This window comes from Mangrovihabitans endophyticus, from assembly GCF_014646155.1.
GTDB lineage: Bacteria > Actinomycetota > Actinomycetes > Mycobacteriales > Micromonosporaceae > Actinoplanes > Actinoplanes endophyticus.
This window is the reverse complement of sequence record NZ_BMMX01000021.1, coordinates 14,468-32,415: the sequence shown is the minus strand read 5'-3', so window position 1 is coordinate 32,415 and position 17,948 is coordinate 14,468. Positions and strand designations below refer to the sequence as shown.

The 17,948-nt window shown below is 71.2% G+C and carries 18 protein-coding genes; 12 read left to right on the top strand and 6 right to left on the bottom strand.

Annotation, left to right across the window (positions count from 1 at the left end; genetic code table 11):
• The first annotated feature begins 178 nt into the window (after positions 1–178).
• Positions 179–2,701, top strand: coding sequence for an ATP-dependent Clp protease ATP-binding subunit (locus tag IEY73_RS21025; protein ID WP_189080989.1), 2,523 nt, complete (start codon positions 179–181; stop codon positions 2,699–2,701).
• Between the two features lie 123 nt (positions 2,702–2,824).
• Here the strand turns inward: IEY73_RS21025 and IEY73_RS21020 are convergent, their stop codons facing one another.
• Positions 2,825–3,721: an iron-sulfur binding domain-containing protein gene (locus IEY73_RS21020; protein ID WP_189080988.1), complete on the bottom strand. Its 897-nt coding sequence runs from the start codon at positions 3,719–3,721 to the stop codon at positions 2,825–2,827.
• A gap of 25 nt (positions 3,722–3,746) precedes the next feature.
• Between IEY73_RS21020 and IEY73_RS21015 the strand changes: the two genes are divergently transcribed.
• From IEY73_RS21015 to IEY73_RS21005, 3 genes are all read left to right on the top strand, one after another.
• Positions 3,747–4,250, top strand: a complete 504-nt coding sequence (locus IEY73_RS21015) for a glycine cleavage system transcriptional repressor (RefSeq protein ID WP_189080987.1) — start codon at positions 3,747–3,749, stop codon at positions 4,248–4,250.
• A gap of 28 nt (positions 4,251–4,278) precedes the next feature.
• Entirely contained in the window at positions 4,279–4,830 is a 552-nt protein-coding gene (locus IEY73_RS21010) for a peptide deformylase (RefSeq protein WP_189080986.1), read from the top strand.
• Positions 4,831–4,911: 81 nt separating this feature from the next.
• A complete protein-coding gene (locus IEY73_RS21005; protein WP_189080985.1) occupies positions 4,912–5,730 on the top strand; it encodes an adhesin in 819 nt (272 codons plus the stop codon).
• Positions 5,731–5,799: 69 nt separating this feature from the next.
• On the opposite strand, the gene disA is transcribed toward IEY73_RS21005, so the two are convergent.
• The 4 genes from disA to IEY73_RS20985 all read right to left on the bottom strand — a co-directional run bounded on the left by disA (position 5,800) and on the right by IEY73_RS20985 (position 10,262).
• Positions 5,800–7,014 carry a DNA integrity scanning diadenylate cyclase DisA gene (gene disA / locus IEY73_RS21000; protein ID WP_189080984.1) on the bottom strand — a complete coding sequence of 405 codons (1,215 nt, stop codon included), beginning with the start codon at positions 7,012–7,014 and terminating at the stop codon, positions 5,800–5,802.
• Positions 7,015–7,097: 83 nt separating this feature from the next.
• On the bottom strand, positions 7,098–8,540 hold the full coding sequence (gene radA, locus IEY73_RS20995) for a DNA repair protein RadA (protein WP_189080983.1): 1,443 nt from the start codon (positions 8,538–8,540) through the stop codon (positions 7,098–7,100).
• A 57-nt stretch (positions 8,541–8,597) separates the two neighbouring features.
• Positions 8,598–9,353 carry a hypothetical protein gene (locus tag IEY73_RS20990; protein ID WP_189080982.1) on the bottom strand — a complete coding sequence of 252 codons (756 nt, stop codon included), beginning with the start codon at positions 9,351–9,353 and terminating at the stop codon, positions 8,598–8,600.
• An 81-nt stretch (positions 9,354–9,434) separates the two neighbouring features.
• Positions 9,435–10,262 carry a UbiA family prenyltransferase gene (locus IEY73_RS20985; RefSeq protein WP_189080981.1) on the bottom strand — a complete coding sequence of 276 codons (828 nt, stop codon included), beginning with the start codon at positions 10,260–10,262 and terminating at the stop codon, positions 9,435–9,437.
• A gap of 46 nt (positions 10,263–10,308) precedes the next feature.
• Between IEY73_RS20985 and IEY73_RS20980 the strand changes: the two genes are divergently transcribed.
• Genes IEY73_RS20980 through IEY73_RS20965 form a run of 4 tightly spaced genes read left to right on the top strand, consistent with a single transcriptional unit; the run spans position 10,309 to position 13,826 of the window.
• Positions 10,309–11,097, top strand: a complete 789-nt coding sequence (locus IEY73_RS20980; RefSeq protein ID WP_189080980.1) for a methyltransferase domain-containing protein — start codon at positions 10,309–10,311, stop codon at positions 11,095–11,097.
• Positions 11,094–12,251, top strand: coding sequence for an acyl-CoA dehydrogenase family protein (locus IEY73_RS20975; RefSeq protein WP_189080979.1), 1,158 nt, complete (start codon positions 11,094–11,096; stop codon positions 12,249–12,251). Before IEY73_RS20980 ends, IEY73_RS20975 begins: the two co-directional genes overlap by 4 nt.
• 40 nt (positions 12,252–12,291) lie before the next feature.
• Positions 12,292–13,353 carry a type III polyketide synthase gene (locus IEY73_RS20970; RefSeq protein WP_189080978.1) on the top strand — a complete coding sequence of 354 codons (1,062 nt, stop codon included), beginning with the start codon at positions 12,292–12,294 and terminating at the stop codon, positions 13,351–13,353.
• A complete protein-coding gene (locus IEY73_RS20965; protein WP_189080977.1) occupies positions 13,350–13,826 on the top strand; it encodes a DUF6023 family protein in 477 nt (158 codons plus the stop codon). The genes IEY73_RS20970 and IEY73_RS20965 overlap by 4 nt, the downstream gene beginning before the upstream one ends.
• A gap of 10 nt (positions 13,827–13,836) precedes the next feature.
• Here the strand turns inward: IEY73_RS20965 and IEY73_RS20960 are convergent, their stop codons facing one another.
• Positions 13,837–14,577: a hypothetical protein gene (locus IEY73_RS20960; RefSeq protein ID WP_189080976.1), complete on the bottom strand. Its 741-nt coding sequence runs from the start codon at positions 14,575–14,577 to the stop codon at positions 13,837–13,839.
• A gap of 360 nt (positions 14,578–14,937) precedes the next feature.
• Between IEY73_RS20960 and IEY73_RS20955 the strand changes: the two genes are divergently transcribed.
• From IEY73_RS20955 to IEY73_RS20940, 4 genes are read left to right on the top strand one after another with little or no spacing between them, the layout of a single operon-like run.
• The gene (locus IEY73_RS20955) at positions 14,938–15,423 is read left to right on the top strand and encodes a CarD family transcriptional regulator (protein ID WP_041832964.1); all 486 of its coding nucleotides are present in this window, start codon (positions 14,938–14,940) and stop codon (positions 15,421–15,423) included.
• Positions 15,424–15,473: 50 nt separating this feature from the next.
• Positions 15,474–16,166, top strand: a complete 693-nt coding sequence (gene ispD / locus IEY73_RS20950) for a 2-C-methyl-D-erythritol 4-phosphate cytidylyltransferase (protein WP_189080975.1) — start codon at positions 15,474–15,476, stop codon at positions 16,164–16,166.
• Between the two features lie 5 nt (positions 16,167–16,171).
• Entirely contained in the window at positions 16,172–16,639 is a 468-nt protein-coding gene (ispF, locus tag IEY73_RS20945; RefSeq protein ID WP_189080974.1) for a 2-C-methyl-D-erythritol 2,4-cyclodiphosphate synthase, read from the top strand.
• 58 nt (positions 16,640–16,697) lie between these two features.
• Positions 16,698–17,945 carry a tetratricopeptide repeat protein gene (locus IEY73_RS20940; protein ID WP_189080973.1) on the top strand — a complete coding sequence of 416 codons (1,248 nt, stop codon included), beginning with the start codon at positions 16,698–16,700 and terminating at the stop codon, positions 17,943–17,945.
• Positions 17,946–17,948 lie beyond the last annotated feature (3 nt).

The following is a 17,948-nucleotide window of genomic DNA, read 5'->3' as shown; positions in this document are numbered from 1 at the left end:
GCGTGCGAAGTTGGCTAAGTCAACGCTGCGGGATCCGTCCAGTGGACCGCGAGAGCCCGGCAGGGTCACCCGGCGGCGATAGAGTTACAGCACGGGCATCACCGATGCCCGTGCTGGCCCGAGAGACTTGGGGCACCCGCCAGTTCATTGGCGCACGGCACGTGAGGAGCACGAGGGCATGTTCGAGCGGTTCACCGACCGAGCGCGACGGGTTGTCGTCCTGGCCCAGGAAGAGGCCCGGATGCTCAACCACAACTACATCGGGACAGAGCACATCCTGCTGGGTCTGATCCACGAGGGCGAAGGCGTTGCCGCGAAGGCTCTGGAGAGCCTCGGCATCTCCCTGGAGGGCGTCCGCCAGCAGGTCGAGGAGATCATCGGACAGGGCCAGCAGGCGCCGAGCGGGCACATCCCGTTCACCCCGCGGGCCAAGAAGGTGCTGGAGCTCTCGCTGCGCGAGGCGTTGCAGCTCGGCCACAACTACATCGGCACCGAGCACATCCTGCTCGGCCTGATCCGCGAGGGTGAGGGCGTCGCCGCTCAGGTGCTGGTCAAGCTGGGCGCGGACCTCAACAGGGTGCGTCAGCAGGTGATCCAGCTCCTGTCCGGCTACCAGGGCAAGGAGCCGGCCGCCGCGGGGGCCGCGGCGGGCGAGACCGCACCGTCGACCTCTCTGGTGCTCGACCAGTTCGGGCGCAATCTGACGCAGGCCGCCCGCGAGGGCAAGCTCGACCCGGTCATCGGCCGGGAGAAGGAAATCGAGCGCGTCATGCAGGTGCTGTCCCGCCGGACCAAGAACAACCCGGTGCTGATCGGCGAGCCGGGTGTCGGCAAGACCGCCGTGGTCGAGGGACTGTCCCAGTCCATCGTCAAGGGCGAGGTGCCGGAGACGCTGAAGGACAAGCAGCTCTACACCCTCGACCTGGGCGCGCTGGTCGCCGGCTCCCGCTACCGCGGTGACTTCGAGGAGCGCCTCAAGAAGGTGCTGAAGGAGATCCGCACGCGCGGGGACATCATCCTGTTCATCGACGAGATTCACACCCTCGTCGGTGCTGGAGCCGCCGAGGGCGCCATAGACGCCGCCTCGATCCTCAAGCCGATGCTCGCTCGTGGCGAGCTGCAGACCATCGGTGCCACCACGCTCGACGAGTACCGCAAGCACCTGGAGAAGGACGCCGCGTTGGAGCGGCGCTTCCAGCCCATCCAGGTCGGCGAGCCGTCGCTGGCGCACACCATCGAGATCCTCAAGGGCCTGCGGGACCGCTACGAGGCGCACCACCGGATCAGCATCACCGACGCGGCCCTGGTCGCGGCCGCGACGCTGGCCGACCGATACATCTCCGACCGGTTCCTGCCGGACAAGGCGATCGACTTGATCGACGAGGCCGGCGCTCGGATGCGCATCCGCCGGATGACCGCACCGCCGGACCTGCGCGACTTCGACGAGCGCATCGCCCAGGTGCGGCGGGACAAGGAGTCCGCGATCGACGCGCAGGACTTCGAGCGGGCCGCCCAGCTACGCGACAAGGAGAAGCAGCTACTCGGGCAGAAGGCGCAGCGGGAGAAGGAGTGGAAGGCCGGCGACCTGGACGTGGTGTCCGAGGTCGACGACGAGCAGATCGCCGAGGTGCTGGGCAACTGGACCGGCATCCCGGTCTACAAGCTGACCGAGGAGGAGACCTCCCGGCTGCTGCGCATGGAGGATGAGCTGCACAAGCGGGTCATCGGCCAGGAGGACGCGGTGCAGGCGGTCTCGAAGGCGATCCGGCGCACCCGTGCCGGCCTGAAGGACCCGAAGCGTCCGTCCGGCTCGTTCATCTTCGCCGGCCCGTCCGGCGTCGGTAAGACCGAGCTGTCCAAGGCGCTGGCCGAGTTCCTGTTCGGCTCCGAGGACGCGTTGATCCAGCTCGACATGTCCGAATTCCATGACCGCTACACGGTGTCCCGGCTCGTGGGCGCCCCTCCCGGTTATGTCGGTTACGACGAGGGCGGCCAGCTCACCGAGAAGGTGCGCCGCAAGCCGTTCTCGGTGGTGCTCTTCGACGAGATCGAAAAGGCCCACCCGGACGTGTTCAACACGCTCCTGCAGATCCTGGAGGACGGCCGCCTCACCGACGGTCAGGGCCGCATCGTGGACTTCAAGAACACGGTGATCATCCTGACCACCAACCTGGGCACGCGCGACGTGGCCAAGGCGGTCTCGCTGGGCTTCCAGGCGTCCGAGGCCGAGGAGTCGAATTACGAGCGGATGAAGCAAAAGGTCAACGACGAGCTGAAGCAGCACTTCCGCCCCGAGTTCCTCAACCGCATCGACGACACCATCGTCTTCCACCAGTTGCGCCAGCAGGAGATCCTGCAGATCGTCGACATCTTCGTGTCGCGGATCGAGGCACAGTTGAAGAACAAGGACATGGGCCTGGAGCTGACCGACACCGCCAAGAAGTACCTGGCGAACAAGGGCTTCGACCCGGTGCTGGGTGCCCGGCCGCTGCGCCGGACCATTCAGCGGGACCTGGAGGACACGCTGAGTGAGCAGATCCTCTTCAACGAACTGCGCCCCGGCCAGATCGTTGTGGTGGACTGCGAGGGGAACCCGGACAACGTCGACAAGGCGAAGCTGACCTTCGAAGGCGCCGACCGTGGTGACCAGGTGCCGGACGCCGTTCCGGCCGACCTCGGGGCTGCGGCCGCCGAGGAGTAAGCGGCGACGAAAACCCGTTTCGCGACGAAACGGCCCGGCCACCCCGCGGTGTCCGGGCCGTTCTCGTTCCTGGGCGGATTCGTGTCCGGCAGCTTGCTTGTCCGGGCACGTCCGGCCCGCGGCTCAGAGGCTCTGTACCTCACCGGCCGGCGGTGCATCGCCGGCCAGCACGAACTGGTCGCCGTGCGGCTCGACCAGGCCGTCGTCGACCAGACCGGCGAGCGCTCGGGCACGCTGCACCTCGTCGGTCCAGACCATGTCCAGACGCTGCCGGGGAACCGGGCCGGTGGCGTGCCGCAGCACCTCCAGCAGGAGCCCTCGCACCTGGCGATCGGTCCCCGCGTACCGCTGCACCTTCCGGGTCGGCCCGGACGGTGCCGGCGCGCCGCTGAGCCGCCACGCACAGTCCGTTGCGAGCGGGCAGACCGCGCACTTGGGACTGCGGGCGGTGCAGACCACCGCTCCGATCTCCATGAACGCGATGCTCGCCCGCGCCGCGCGAGCCTCCTCCACGGGGAGCAGATCGGCCATCGCCGCCAGGTCCGCCGCCGTCGTGGCCGCCCCGGCATCCGCCAGCCCCTGCACGGCCCGCGACACCACGCGCCGGACATTGGTGTCCACGACCGGGTGACGTTGTCCAAACGCGAACGTGGCCACCGCCCGCGCTGTGTAGGTGCCGATCCCTGGCAAGGCCAGCAATCGATCAAGATCGTCCGGTACCGCACCGCCGTGCCGTTCCACGATCGTCGTGGCGCATGCGTGCAGGCGCAGCGCGCGGCGCGGATAACCCAGCCGTCCCCACATCCGGATTGCCTCGGACGGGGGATCCTGGGCCAGTGCGGCAGGGGTCGGCCAGCGGGTGAGCCAGCCCCGCCAGGCCGGCTCCACACGGACGACCGGCGTCTGTTGCAGCATCACCTCGCTGACCAGCACGGCCCACGCGCTGGTGCCCGGCTCCCGCCAGGGCAGATCGCGGGCGTTGTCGTCATACCAAGCGATGGCTTTGTCGGCGAGAGTCATAACCACACCAGCGTAGGATGCCCGGGTGAACGAGCTTGCCATCACCGTCCTAGGTCCGGACCGCACCGGGATCGTCGCGGAGGTGTCCGAAGCATTGGCCGGCGTCGGAGCCAATCTGTCGGACTCCACCATGACCCGGCTGCGAGGGCACTTCACGATGACCCTGATCTGCACTGGTGCCTCCGCGTCGGAGGTGGAGAAGGCGCTCGCGCCGCTGGACGGTCTGCTGTCCAGCGTGCGAGCGGTGGAGCCGGAGAAGGAGTCCGGCGTCACCGGCGAGCCGTACCTGGTGAGCGTGCACGGCGCCGACCGTCTCGGCATCGTCGCCGCGGTGACCCGGGTGGTGGCCGCCTCCGACGGCAACATCACCGACCTCACCACCCGTCTGACCGGCCCGCTGTACGTGCTGATCGCCGAGGTCGATCTGCCGCCGGGTGCCGCGGACCGGCTTGCCATGCGGCTCGCCGCGACGGGGCAGGAACTGGGCGTCGACGTGACGCTGCGGCGTGCGGAATCGGAGGTCCTGTGAATACCCCCGCCGACCGCGGAGCGGTCGCATGACCGAGCCCATCTCCGTCTGGAAGCCAGAGCTCCTCGGTGTCGACGGGCGCGTGCTGCCCGTGATCACCGCGCCCTCCAACGTCCTCAGTACCGCGGCCCCCCAGGTAGATCCTGCCGACCCGGAGACCATCCAGCTCGCCGCCGATCTGGTGGCCACCATGCGGGTCTCGCCCGGTTGTGTGGGCCTGGCCGCGCCGCAGATCGGCGTCGGCGCGCAAGTCTTCGTGGTGGATGTCAGCCAGCATCCGAAGACGGCCACCAGCCACGGCATGTTCGCCCTGTGCAATGCACGGGTCGTGGAGGCCAGCCGTTGGCGTCCGGGCCGCGAGGGGTGCATGTCCGTTCCTGATCTTACCGGCGACGTACGTCGAGCGAGCCGTCTGGCGGTGGAGGCGGTGCTGCCGGGCAGCGGCGAGGAGGTGCGGCTGGTGACCGATGCCTTCGAGGCGCGGGCGCTACAGCACGAGATCGACCACTGCGCGGGGAAACTTTTCCTCGATCGGGTGGCCGGTGCGCACGCCGTTCATCAGCGCAAGGTCTATCTCTAACGATCGTCGGCCCGGTCGGTGTCGCGGCTCCGGCGCGTCGCGTCCGTGGCGGGCGTGCGCCCGGCGTACGGTGTGCCCATCATGCGTGCGACGGTCGGTCCCCTCCCTCCCGCCGTGTACTGGCGGCGCCGGGCCATAGTGCTGGGTGCAGTGCTGCTCGGCGTCATCGTGCTGTTCGTGGCCTGCACCGGCGGTGATGACGACGACAAGCCGGGGGCTGGCCCGGCGTCGCGGGGAGCGTCCCAGTCCGCGTCCGCCGCGGCACCCGACGAGGAGCCTTCGTTCGCCGATGTCCCGCCCGGTTCCGGTCCGTCGCTGCCCGATCCCGATCAGGTGTCGCCGGGTACGCAGGACGGTGGTGCCGGGCCGGACGGGGGCACCGGGCAAGACGGTTCCGGCCAGAACGGCGATGGCCAGAACGGCGATGGCCAGACCGGCACGGGTGACGGCGGGGACGGTTCCGGGCAGGCCGACGGGCAGAATGCCAACGTCGACGCGCCCGCCGACGGTTCGTGCGGCGACTCGGAGATCTCGGTGACACCGGTGCCGGTCACCACCGAGACCGACCGCGGAAGCTCACTGGTGATCAAGCTGCGGATCAAGAACGTCGGTTCTCGCACCTGCCCGCGCGATCTGGGCGCGCAGGCCCAGGAGCTCTACATCGATCAGGGCGCCCACAAGTACTGGTCGTCGGACACGTGCAGCAACGACCGCAGTTCGGCGGTCGTGGAGTTGGCACCTGGCGCGGTGCGCGAGTACAGCGTGACCTGGAACGGCCGCGAGGCCACCAAGTGCACCGGCGGCTTGGCGGACGGTCCGGTGCCGGATGCGGGTGAATACGAGGTGCGGGGTCGTCTGTCTACCAAGGTCAGCGCGCCGGTGGTGCTGACTCTCCGCTGACCGCGGGGTCGTGCCCCCTCAGCCCTGCTGCGCTGTGCCTGCCGCGCTGTGCCTGCTGCGCTGTGGAAGTCAGACGTATCGCTCGAGTATGGACGCCTCGGCGAGCCGGGACAGCCCCTCACGGACACTGCGGGCGCGGGCGTCGCCGACTCCTTCCACCGCTTGCAGATCCTCCACGGTGGCACCGAGCAGACGCTGGAGGGAACCGAAGTGGTCCACCAGCCGTTCCACGATCGGCGCCGGCAGCCGGGGCACCTTGGCCAGCAGACGGAAGCCGCGCGGGCTCACTGCGGCGTCCAGCGCGTCCGACGCCGCGGCATATCCCATCGCCTTGGCGACCGCGACCAGGTCGATCATCTCGGTGGCGGTGAGCTGGTCGAGCTCCTCCAACGCCTCGTCGAGGGTGCGGATCTTGCGCCCGACGGGCAGGTAGTCACGGATGACCAGGGTCCGGTCGGAGTCCACGCCGGCCATCAACTCGTCCAGTTGGAGCGCCAGCAGCCGCCCGTCGGTGCCCAGCTCCACGACATATCCGGAGATCTCGTCCGCGATCCGCCGTACCATCTCCAGCCGCTGAACCACGGCCACCGCGTCGCGGACCGTCACCAGGTCTTCGATCTCCAGGGCGGACAGCGTCCCGGAGACCTCGTCCAGCCGCAGCTTGTATCGCTCCAGCGTGGCCAGCGCCTGGTTGGCGCGGGAGAGGATGGCGGCCGAGTCGTCCAGCACGTGGCGCTGGCCGTTGACGTAGAGCCCGATGATGCGCATCGACTGGCTCACCGAGATGACCGGAAATCCGGACTGTTTCGCGACTCGCTCCGCCGTGCGGTGGCGGGTCCCGGACTCCTCGGACGGGATGGAGGGGTCGGGCATCAGGTGCACCGCCGCGCGCACGATCCGGGTGCCGTCGCTGGAGAGCACCACGGCTCCATCCATCTTGCACAGCTCACGCAGCCGTGTCGCGGAGAACTCCACGTCGAGCGGGAAGCCGCCGGTGCAAATCGTTTCGACGACGGCGTCATGACCGAGAACGATTAATGCACCGGTGCGCCCGCGGAGGATCCGCTCCAGGCCGTCGCGCAGCGCCGTGCCGGGTGCCATCAGGGCGAGGTTGGCGCGCAGCGGATCGCCGCCGCCCCCGCCTCCGCCGGTGACGACCGCCGACGAGGCCGGTGCGATGCCACGCGGCGCCGACCCGTTCACGCCGGCGCGGGGCACGGCACTGCTGGTGCGCGGCACTGGTGTGGCGGCGGGAGGCTTGGAACCATCGCGGTCGAGCGGCACCTGTACATTCTACGGACTGTCATCCACGTCAACGAGGCGCGGTGCGAGGAATGCTCCGTAGCGTGATGAACCGTCACCCCGAGTCACGTCGCGGCGGCTCGCGCGGCCACCTGCATCGCGGACCGGAGATCGCTCACCTCGTGAACCTGCATCCCGGCCGGTGTCCCGCCGGGACTGTCCGGGCCGCAGCCGGGCGGCACCAGCGCCACCCGGAAACCGAGACGGGCCGCTTCGGCGAGTCGGCGTCCCACCGCGCTCACTCGCCGGATCTCCCCGGTGAGCCCGACCTCGCCGATGGCCACCAGATGTGGTGCCATGGCGAGGTCCAATCCGCCGGACGCGACGGCGAGGGCCATGGCCAAGTCGGCGGAGGGCTCCACCAGCCGGATGCCCCCGACCGTGGCGGCGAAGACCTCCTTGTTGTACAGACGCAGTTGTTTGGTCCGGCGTTCGAGAACGGCCAGCACCATCGCTAGCCGGGCGCTGTCGAGCCCGGACACCGTGCGTCGCGGCGACCCCTGCACCTCCGACCCGATCAGCGCCTGCACCTCGGTCACCAGGGCCCGGCGGCCCTCCATCGCCACCGTCACGCAGGTGCCGGGAACGGGCTCCTGATAGCGGGTGAGAAACAGCCCGGAGGGATCGGCGAGGCTGCTGATGCCGCTCTCGTGCATCTCGAAGCAGCCGACCTCGTCGGCCGCGCCGAAGCGGTTCTTCACCCCGCGGACGAGGCGCAGGGAGGAATGCCGGTCGCCCTCGAAGTGCAGCACCACGTCGACCAGATGCTCCAGCACCCGTGGGCCGGCCACCTGCCCGTCCTTTGTCACATGCCCGACCAGTACGGTGGCGATGCCCCGCTCCTTGGCGATGCCGACGACCGCAGCGGTGACCGCACGAACCTGGGTGACACCGCCGGGTACGCCCTCGGCGCCCTGCATGGAGATGGTCTGCACCGAATCGAGCACCAGCAGCCCCGGCTGTACCGCGTCGAGGTGCCCGAGCACGGCGCCGAGGTCGCTCTCCGAGGCCAGGTAGAGCCGATCGTGCAGCGCCCCCAGCCGTTCCGCGCGCAGCCGGACCTGACTCACCGACTCCTCGCCGCTGACCACGAGCGAGGCCGTCCCCGCCCCGGCCGCCCACTGCTGGGCCACGTCGAGCAGCAGCGTGGACTTGCCCACGCCCGGCTCGCCGGCCAACAGCACCACGGCGCCGGGCACCAGGCCGCCACCCAGCACTCGGTCGAGCTCGCTGACGTTCGTCGCCACCGCACGGGCCGGAGCGGCGCTGATCTGCGCGATCGGCCGGGCCGGCTCGGACGGCATCCGCGAGCTGACCACCCGCCCGGACACCACGGTGCCGCTCGCCGCGGACTCGATGATGGAGCCCCACTCGCCGCACTCGGGGCAGCGGCCGAGCCACTTGGGCGGCTGGTGTCCGCACGCGTCGCAGACGAAGACGGGCCGGGCCGCCTTGGCCGCCGTGCGGGAAGTGGGGCGGGCGGTGCTGCTGTTGCGGTTGGGGCTCACCGCACCAAAGTTAGCGGCAGGGTCTGACAACGCACGGCAACACCGGGCACGTGGTGATTACTCCGCGTGGGTCTCGTCCGGCACCGCGGGTGCGCGCGAGGCGGGGGAAGACGGAATCGCCATCGGTGCCCGCACGCTCAGCGGCTCGGCCCCGTTGCTGAACTCGAAGACCAGGTTCACCTCCGCGCCGGGCGTCAGCTTGCCGCTCAGCCCCGACACGACAAGCATTTCGTCGTCGCCGGGCAGGAAGGAGACGGTGTTGTGCGGGCCGATCTCGATCCGGGCGGGCTGCATGCCGCTCGACGCACTGGCGGACTCGCCACCGGCCGCGGACGACTGGTCGGTCGACGGCTCGACGGACGGCTGGATCACCGAGTCGGACGGGCCGCTGTCGGTGTCCGGGATGGCGGGCGGACGGCTGCCCGACGGTGCCGGCGCGGCCGAAGCCACCGAGTCCGGTAGCGAGCCGGTGAGCCCCACCGACTGGCCCGAGACGACCGAGACCCCGGCCGCCTTGTCCTGCGGCGGGCGGCTGCTGACCAGCACGGTGATCGCCTCGCTGGTCTGGTTGAAGAGGTTCACCTCAAGCGGTGCGTCCCCGCCCGCGGGGTATCCCGAGGTGCCGTTGTAGACCACGGCGAGGTCGCGGACCAGCACGCTTCCATCGGAGCTCGCCGCGTTGAGGCCGTAAACGGACGGCTTCTTGAGCGACGTTTCGGCGACCTGACCGGCGCTGCAGCCGGAGAGCGTGACGACCGCGACGGTGGCGGTGCCCGCGAGCAGGGCGGCTGCGCGGGTTCCCAGCGAGCGCATCACAGTCCTCCAGGAAGAGACACCAAGGCGTGAGGCTCAGCCTAGAGGTCCGTGATCCGGCGCGTGCGGCGACCCGTCCATTCACACCACCCGACCCGTGAAGATCAGCAAGAGGACGTCCAGCAGGGCCACCACCATCACCGCCCGGAACACGGCCACCGGCCGTCCCCGGGCGTGCCGGGCGGCGTACCACCCGAGTGGAAGGACCACGACGGCCACCGCCGCAGCGGCCAGGCCGGCCCAGGACGGTGGTCCGGCAGGCCCGAAGACCAGTACGAAGGTGGCGGCGAGCAGCAGCCCGGCCGCGGCGGCCTGGGACCATGCGGCGCCCAGCCGGTGGGGCAGCCCACGGATGCCGGTCGCGGCGTCGTCGGCCAGGTCGGGCAGCACGTTGGCGAAGTGCGCCCCGCCACCGAGGAGCGCGCCGGCGGCGACCAGCCACAGCGGTGGCGCGGGATGACCGGGCAGGGCCACCACCACGAAGGCCGGCAGCGATCCGAAGGCGACCAGGTAAGGCACCACGGACAACGCGGTCGCCTTCAGTGGCCAGTCGTAGAGCAGGGCGAAGACGCCGACCAGCGTGATGGTGCACGCCGCGGCGACGCCGAACGGAGCGCCCAGAACCGGGATGAGAAGCGTCGCGACCAGCCCGGCGATGCCAACCGTACGGCGAGACACCGCGCCCGCGGGGATCGGCTTGTCGGCGCGTCCCGTGGCCCGGTCCCGATCCGCGTCGAGCCAGTCGTTCACCCAGCCCACCGAGAGTTGCGTGGCCGCGACAGCGGCGCCCACCCCGGCCAGGCTCCAGCCTCGGTGGCCGACGCCGAAGGCGAGCAACGTCATCGCCACCGTGACGGCCGCACCGGGCTCGGGGTGCGACGACGCGATCAAGGCGCGGGCGTGAGGCATGGAATGCAGTGTGGTGGTTGGGAGGTCCGCGTGCCACGCTCGATCAATGCACGCGCTCCCGCGCAACGACCCCCGTCAGTACGATCACCTCGCCGACCAATGGTGGCAGCCCGGCGGCGAGTTCGAGATCCTGCACTGGCTCGCGGCCGCGCGTGCGGCCCTGATACCACCACCGTCGCGTGCCGGAGCGGTGCTGGTCGACGCGGGCTGCGGCGGAGGACTGCTCGCGCCGCATGTGGCGCACCGGGGATACCGGCATGTCGGCGTGGACTTGCGCCGCACCGGGCTGATGCGGGCGACCGGGCACGGCATGCTCCCGGTCACCGGTGACGTGACCGCCCTGCCGTTGTCCGACGGCTGTGCCGAGGTGGTGGCCGCCGGGGAGATCCTGGAGCACGTCGCGGACGTGCCGGCGACCGTGGCGGAAATCGTCCGGGTGCTGTGTCCCGGCGGTCTGGTGGTGCTGGACACGGTGAACGACACGGCCCTCGGCCGGTTCATCACGGTCACCGCCGGTGAAGCGCTCGGCATCGCCCCTCCCGGCCTGCACGATCCGGCGCTGTTCGTCTCACCGCGCAAGCTGATCGCCGAGTTCGCCCGGCACGGCGTCGCGTTGCGGGTACGCGGCGTCCGGCCGACGATGACGGGGTTGCTGCGCTGGCTGGTGGCCCGCCGGGCGGCCGGCGCGACCACCGGGAGACCGACGGGCGCGGGGTCCGGCAGGCCCCTGGGCCGGGTGGTGCCGACGTTCTCGACGGCCGTGCTCTACCAGGGACGCGGGCATAAGGGCCGCGCACCGCAGGGCCGGGTGCCGGAGAGTGAGGAGACCGCATGATCGACGAGGCCCGCCGCCTGGCGCCGCGGTTCGCCGCTCGCGCCGCCCGGCACGACGCCGACGGTTCGTTCCCCGCCGACGACTTCGCCGATCTACGGTCGGCCGGCCTGTTCGGGCTGATGGTTCCGGAGCGCCTGGGCGGTGCCGGGGCGGGCTTTGCCGAGTACGCGGCGGTCGCCTACGAGCTGGCTCGCGGCAATGGCGCCACGGCGCTGATCTTCAACATGCACGCCTCGGTCACCGGGGCGCTCAGCGCCGTCACCGACGAGTTGGCCGACGCACTGGGCCTTCCGCCGGAGGCGATCGAGGCCCGGGACGGCTTCCTGAAGGCGGCGGCCAACGGTAGCTGGTACGCGGTGGCGATGAGCGAACGCGGTGCCGGATCCCGGCTGTCCCAGCTCAGCACGACCTACACCGCCGTCGCGGAGGGTGGTTACCGCATCGAGGGCGCGAAGACGTTCTGTTCCGGTGCCGGCCATGCCGACGGTTACCTGATCGCGGCGCGCAGCGCGACCGACCCGTCGCAGGTGTCGCAGTTCCTCGTGCCTCCCGGCCCGGGGCTGCGGGTGGTGGAGACCTGGGATGCGCTGGGCATGCGGGCCACCAGCTCGCACGACCTGCACGTGGAGGTGACCGTACCGGCCGGCGCGCTGCTCGGCGGCGTGGAGGGGCTCGCGCTGGTGGTGGCGCAGCTAGCGCCGCACTGGATGGTGGCCAGCTACGCCGCGGTCTACGTGGGCGTGGCACGGGCGGCGGTGGACGCCGCCGTCGAGCACGTGAACAGCCGCAAACTCGGCCACCTGCCCGCAGTCCGGGCACGCATCGGCCGCGCCGACGCCGCGGTCGCCGCGGCGCACCTGACCGTGATGGAGGCGGCCCGGCGAGTCGATGAGGCGCCCGGCGACGCGGAGACCAACCGCTGGGTGTGGCGCGCCAAGCTGCTGGCCGGCACGACCGCGGCCGAGGTGGCGGCGTCGATGCTGGAGGCGGCCGGCACCTCCGCGATGCGGCGTGGCCACCTGTTGGAGCGTCTCTACCGGGACGCACGCGCCGGCTCGCTGCAACCGGCCACCAGCGACGTTTGCGCGGATTGGCTGGGCGTCGACGCGATCGGCGGCGATCCGGACTCCGACGGTTCGGCGCCGCGCTGGTGAGGGGTTCGGCGCCGGCGCATCTCGGCAGGGGGAGGCACGTGTGAACGAAACCGCAACGATCGCCGGCATGGGCGTGGGGCTGCCGCCGTCCGCCGTGCAGGACGAACTCTGGGAGGGCTTCTTCGCCAACCATTACGCGGGCGGTCGGCGGGGGCTGGCCCGGCGGATCTTCGAGAACGCGGGAGTGGTGACGCGGCAGGCGGCGGTGAGCCCGCTGCTGGAGGACGTCTCGGCCTGGTCCACCGAGCGCCGGATGCAGCGCTACCAGGTCGAGGCGGTGCCGTTGGGCAAGGAGGCGGTGGGCCGCGCGCTCACCGACGCCGGCGTGTCCGCCGACGAGGTGGGACTGTTCGCCGTCTGCTCGTGCACCGGGTACGCGACGCCGGGACTGGACATCGTGCTCGCCCGCGACATGGGGATGTCCGCGAGCGTGCAGCGGCTGTTCGTCGGGCACATGGGGTGTTATGCGGCGATCCCCGGCCTCGGTGCGGTGTCCGATTTCGTGACGTCCCGCGGCCGGCCCGGCGTGCTGCTCTGCACCGAACTGACCAGCTTGCATCTGCAACCGGCCGGCGCCCGCGCGGACATCCAGCAGATCGTCTCGCACGCGCTCTTCTCGGACGCGGCGGCGGCCGTGGTGCTCACCCCCGGCGCGGGACATGGCGGGTACGCCGTGCGGGACGTGGTCGCGGTCACCGACTCGACCACCGCCGGCCACATGACGTGGGAAGTCACCGACCTGGGCTTTCGCATGGGGCTCTCGCCATTGGTGCCGGATGTGCTCGCGGTGCACGTGCGCAAGCTGGTGGAGGATCTGCTGGCGCAGCACGGGCTGACCGTCGCCGATGTCGACGGCTGGGCGGTGCACCCCGGCGGCCCACGGATCCTGGACGTGGTGCAGGAACATCTCCGGTTGCCCACCGGGGCCCTGTCCGCGTCCCGGGAGGTGCTGTCCGCGTACGGGAACTGTTCCTCGCCGACTGTCCTGCTGGTGCTGGACGAACTGCGTCGGCGTGCCCGGCCGCCGCGGAATGTGGTGATGCTCGCGTTCGGTCCGGGCCTGACCCTCTACGGCGCGCTGCTGCAGCGGACCGCGACGTGAACGTCGAGCGGGGACGGGGCGCGGTGATCTATGCGCTCGCCGGGGGAGTGGCGGCGGCGGGTGTGCTGTGGTGGTTTCGCGCGGCGCCCACCATCGCCCCGAACCCGCGCGCGGAAGCCTGGCGTGGCACCGTCGAGCGGCTGCTGCCGGAGGGCCCGGGGCGGGCGGCGAACACGGTCACACTCGGGCCGGGCGCGGTGCGCGAGGTGAGCATGCAGGTCAGTGACGGCTCGTACGTGGTCTCGGTGGTGTGTGCCGGGCCCGCACAGAGCCGGGTGCGGGTCAGCGTGAGCACGGTCGGTGAGGACAGCGGCCGGGGCGTGCGCTGCGGCGAGGATCCGTTGCCGATGCACTTCACGCTGGGCCTCGCCGGGCAGTTTCACCTCAATCTGGCAGCGGACGCGGGGGGCCCGGTGATGTTCCGGTGGGCGCTGCAGCGGATCGGCCCGCTCGGGTCTGGTCGCGGCCGGTGATGGCGCGGCGTCAGAGCCGGGCGATGTCGGGCAGCAGGGTCTCCACCGATGCGGTGCGCGGGAACGTTCGGACGATGGTGCCCGCGTGGTCGACAAGCACCGCAGCCGCGGTGCCGTCCGGCTCGGCGAGGTGGAGCTCCCGGCGCAGTTCGCCAGTGGGATCGCGGAGATGTCGGATGGTCTTGCCCTGCGCCTGCGGGGTGGCGCCGGGCGGCGGGGTGGTCCCGGTCGAGGGCGGCGCCTCGGACGAGACGGTGACCACGGCGATCCGGGGGCCGATCGCGGTGATCGTGTCGGTGATCAGGCCCGCGCAGTCGCACCCGTCGGTGAGCAGCACCACCGCGGGCATCTGGCCGCGCAGCGGAACGGTGTGTCCGTCGGAGCCGATCAGTTCCAGGGCGGGCAGCGTGTCCCGTGCGGCGCTGTCGGCGGAGGCCGGCACGGCGGACGGCGGCCGTGGCGTCTGGGACCAGGCCGACGCGAGGAGGCTGGCGATGGTGACCATGACGGCCATGGCCACGATCAGGACCGGGGCGCGGACTCCTGCGCGCAGGAGTCGCCGCAGCGCAGTTCCGGCGAGCAGCGGCTGGCGGCGGTGCGGATGCAGTTCCGCCTGCACCGCGCGCACCTCGTCGGCCAGCTCGGACAGGTCGTCCGGGATGACGATGACGCCCCACTCCTTGGGGATGCCGGGGAGGCCGTCGGGCGGCTCGCCCTCGTGCGGGCGGCCACCCTCGCCTGCGCTGGTCATGGACTCAACCTCCCCCCACGCGCGGGCCCGGAACCCGCGGCGCGGGGGCTGCCGCCGTCGCGTCGATCGGGATCTGGATTCAGCCTGCATCAAGCGACGGCCGTACGCCAGTAGCTGAAGGTGGTAGGGGAAAACGATGCGTCGGATAGTGCACATGCTTCAGATCCGGCATGTCCGACTCGCTCGCAAGAAGCGTGACGCCGTGATTACTGAGAGTGAGTGAGTCGGCATTCATGCCGCGTGTCAAGCGGGAGAAAGACCTCTCACAGGCCCTCTGAGCTGCACTAACAGTCACCACCGACGCGGGACATCGCCGCCCTGCCGTGTTACCCTAGACACAGCGAAAGGGGTTTCGAACCTATGGTTTTCAGTGTCGGCGAGACCGTTGTTTACCCCCACCACGGGGCCGCACTCATCGAGGCAATCGAGACTAGAACGATAAAGGGCGTGGAGAAGCAGTACCTCGTCCTTCGGGTTGCCCAGGGCGACCTGACGGTCCGTGTGCCCGCTGAGAATGCCGAGATCGTCGGCGTGCGCGAAGTGGTTGGCGAGGAAGGCCTGGGGAAGGTCTTCGACGTCCTCCGCGCACCGCACACCGAGGAGCCGACCAACTGGTCGCGGCGGTACAAGGCAAATCTTGAGAAGCTCGCCTCCGGCAACCCGCTCAAGGTTGCCGAAGTCGTTCGTGACCTCTGGCGTCGGGAGCGCGAGCGGGGTCTCTCCGCGGGGGAGAAGCGCATGCTCGCCAAGGCTCGCGACATCCTCGTCGGCGAGGTCGCACTCGCCGAGAAGAGCACCAAGGACGAGGCCGAGGTGCTTCTGGACAAGGTTCTGACCGAGGCCTGACGGAAGTTTCCATCCCTCCCGCACCACCGGTACGTGGCCAGGACCGCGACGTGACCGCGAAGCTCAATGCTCGCGGTGACGTCGCGGTCCTCGTTCCGGCAGCCGGCGCTGGCGTGCGTCTCGGTCCCGGCATGCCCAAGGCTCTCCGCGCGCTCGCGGGCGAGCCGCTTCTCCGGCACGCCGTGCGGCGCGTCGCCGCTGCGGCGTCGGTGCGCCAGATCGTGGTCGCCGCGCCGCCGGCCCAGGCCGACGCGGTTCGCGAACTCCTGTCTCCGGTGGCACCGGTGACCGTCGTGGCCGGTGGCGCCCATCGGCAACAGTCGGTCGCGGCGGCGCTCGCCGCCGTGCCGGACGACGTCGGCATCGTGCTCGTGCATGATGCCGCCCGGGCGCTGACACCGCCCGACCTCATCGAGTCGGTGGCCGCGGCGGTGCGCTCCGGCCTGCCGGCGGTCATCCCGGTGCTTCCCGTGGTGGACACGGTCAAGGAAGTCGGGCCGGGTGACGTGGTGCTCGGCACGGTCGATCGGTCGGTGCTGCGCAGCGTCCAGACGCCACAGGGTTTCCGGCGTGACGTGCTGGCCGCCGCGCATGCCTCGGGGGCCGACCCACTCACCGACGACGCCGGCCTGGTGGAGAAGATGGGCCTGCCGGTCACCTGCGTGCCCGGGTCCGACCTGGCAATGAAGATCACCAGGCCGCTCGACCTGGTCCTGGCCGAGGCGTTGCTCCGGTTACCCTGACCGCCGTGACGAGATCCCGAGTGGGCGTCGGTACCGACGTGCACGCCTTCGCCGCCGACCGTCCGTGCTGGGTCGCCGGTCTGCTGTGGCCGGGTGAGATCGGCCTGGCCGGGCACTCCGACGCCGACGTCGCGGCGCACGCCGCCTGCGATGCGCTTTTCTCCGCCGCGGGCCTCGGCGATCTGGGCAGCAACTTCGGCACCGGACGGCCGGAGTGGTCCGGTGCCTCGGGCGCCGACCTGCTCGCCGAGACGGTGCGGCGCCTGGACGGGTTTGCGGTGGTCAATGTCTCCATTCAGGTGATCGGCAATCACCCCAAGATCGGCAAGCGTCGCGACGAGGCCCAGCGGGTGCTGTCGGCCGTGGTGGGCGCGCCGGTCACCGTCTCCGGCACCACCACGGACGGGCTCGGGCTGACCGGCCGTGGCGAGGGCCTGGCCGCGATCGCGGTCGCCATGGTCGAGGCGCCGTAGCGCCCCCGGTCGCCGCGCGGCGGAAGCCCGGCTTCGCGGCACGGCCTAAGCTGGGGGCGTGTCCGCCTCGTCGTCTCCGGAACCCGGGACCACGCCTGACGAATACCGCCAGCGTGCCCTGCTCTTCGCCGACCTCGGGCGGTACGACGACGCGGCGGAGGAACTCGCCGCCGGGCTGACCACGGCACCGGCGGACGCGGCCCTGCTCACCACCCTGGCCCGGGTGCATCTCGCCGCGGATCAACCGGCCGACGCGCTGGTCGCCGCCGACGCCGCGGTGGCCGCGGCGCCGGACCAACTCGACCCGCTGGTGGTGCGCGGCATGGCGCTGACCGACATCAGCCGGTTCACCGACGCGGCCTCGGTGGCGGCCGGCATCCTGCGTCGCTGGCCGGACAACGCGTACGCGCAACGCACCGGGGCCGGGCTGCTGGGCGAGTCGCGCAACGGCCAAGAAGCGTTGAACGCCGCGTGGCATGCGGTGCGGATCGCGCCCGGAGAGGCCGAGGCGCACCTGGTGCTGGCCGTGGTGGCGGCCCGCTTGCGGCTGTTCGACCTCGCGCAGCGGGCCTATGCGGAGGCGCTGGACCTGGACGAGGGCATCGGCGAGGCGCAGCAGGACGTGGGCATTGTCCGCTTCGAACGCCGTCGATGGGCGCAGGCGCTGGACTCCCTCGCCGACGGCGGCACGATCGAGCCGGGTGCCACGGAGCAGAACTACCCGTCGCCGTTCCCCCGGCCGTACCCGGAGCCGGATGCCGCGGACACCGCCGCGCTGGACGAGCCGACGGGCGCGGGGTCCGACGGGCCGCATGACGGCGACGACGATCAGCCCCGGCCCGCCGCCCGCCGAGGATTCGCCGCTCGCCGGGACGCGCAGCCGCCGCCCGCCGCACGGCCCGAAATCAGCCGGCCGACCGGTCCCGTCCTGGACACCCTGGCGGATACCGACGGCGCCGTCCGGCAAGCCGTTCGGTATGGAGCCGGAGCGACGCTTGTCGCCGCCGTGGTGGTCGCCGGGATGTCGTTGATCAGCTCCGGGGCGTCGCGCGTCTGGGCGGCGATGATCGGCATGCTCGTCCTGGTCGCGGTGGTGGTGTGGTTGGCACGCCGGCTGACCGAGCCGATCGGCGCGGCGATCTGGAGAGTGCGCCGGTCGTCACGCGCCGCGGCGGTGGGCTTCGCCGTCATGTGCCTGGGTCCGGTGCTGCTCCTCGGCTACACCGTCACGGGCGGCCCGGCGCCGCTGGTGGCCGCCATGGTGTCGGCCGTCGCCGGGCAACTGCTCGTGCTGGTCCGGCGCTGACCG

Excerpts from the sequence above, each read along its gene's own strand:
- IEY73_RS20990 (WP_189080982.1), bottom strand. The coding sequence starts at position 9,353 with ATGCGCTCGCTGGGAACCCGCGCAGCCGCCCTGCTCGCGGGCACCGCC.
- IEY73_RS21025 (WP_189080989.1), top strand. The coding sequence starts at position 179 with ATGTTCGAGCGGTTCACCGACCGAGCGCGACGGGTTGTCGTCCTGGCC.
- IEY73_RS21005 (WP_189080985.1), top strand. The coding sequence starts at position 4,912 with ATGCGTGCGACGGTCGGTCCCCTCCCTCCCGCCGTGTACTGGCGGCGC.
- IEY73_RS21010 (WP_189080986.1), top strand. The coding sequence starts at position 4,279 with ATGACCGAGCCCATCTCCGTCTGGAAGCCAGAGCTCCTCGGTGTCGAC.
- IEY73_RS20985 (WP_189080981.1), bottom strand. The coding sequence starts at position 10,262 with ATGCCTCACGCCCGCGCCTTGATCGCGTCGTCGCACCCCGAGCCCGGT.
- IEY73_RS21020 (WP_189080988.1), bottom strand. The coding sequence starts at position 3,721 with ATGACTCTCGCCGACAAAGCCATCGCTTGGTATGACGACAACGCCCGC.
- IEY73_RS20975 (WP_189080979.1), top strand. The coding sequence starts at position 11,094 with ATGATCGACGAGGCCCGCCGCCTGGCGCCGCGGTTCGCCGCTCGCGCC.
- IEY73_RS20960 (WP_189080976.1), bottom strand. The coding sequence starts at position 14,577 with ATGACCAGCGCAGGCGAGGGTGGCCGCCCGCACGAGGGCGAGCCGCCC.
- IEY73_RS20955 (WP_041832964.1), top strand. The coding sequence starts at position 14,938 with ATGGTTTTCAGTGTCGGCGAGACCGTTGTTTACCCCCACCACGGGGCC.
- IEY73_RS20980 (WP_189080980.1), top strand. The coding sequence starts at position 10,309 with ATGCACGCGCTCCCGCGCAACGACCCCCGTCAGTACGATCACCTCGCC.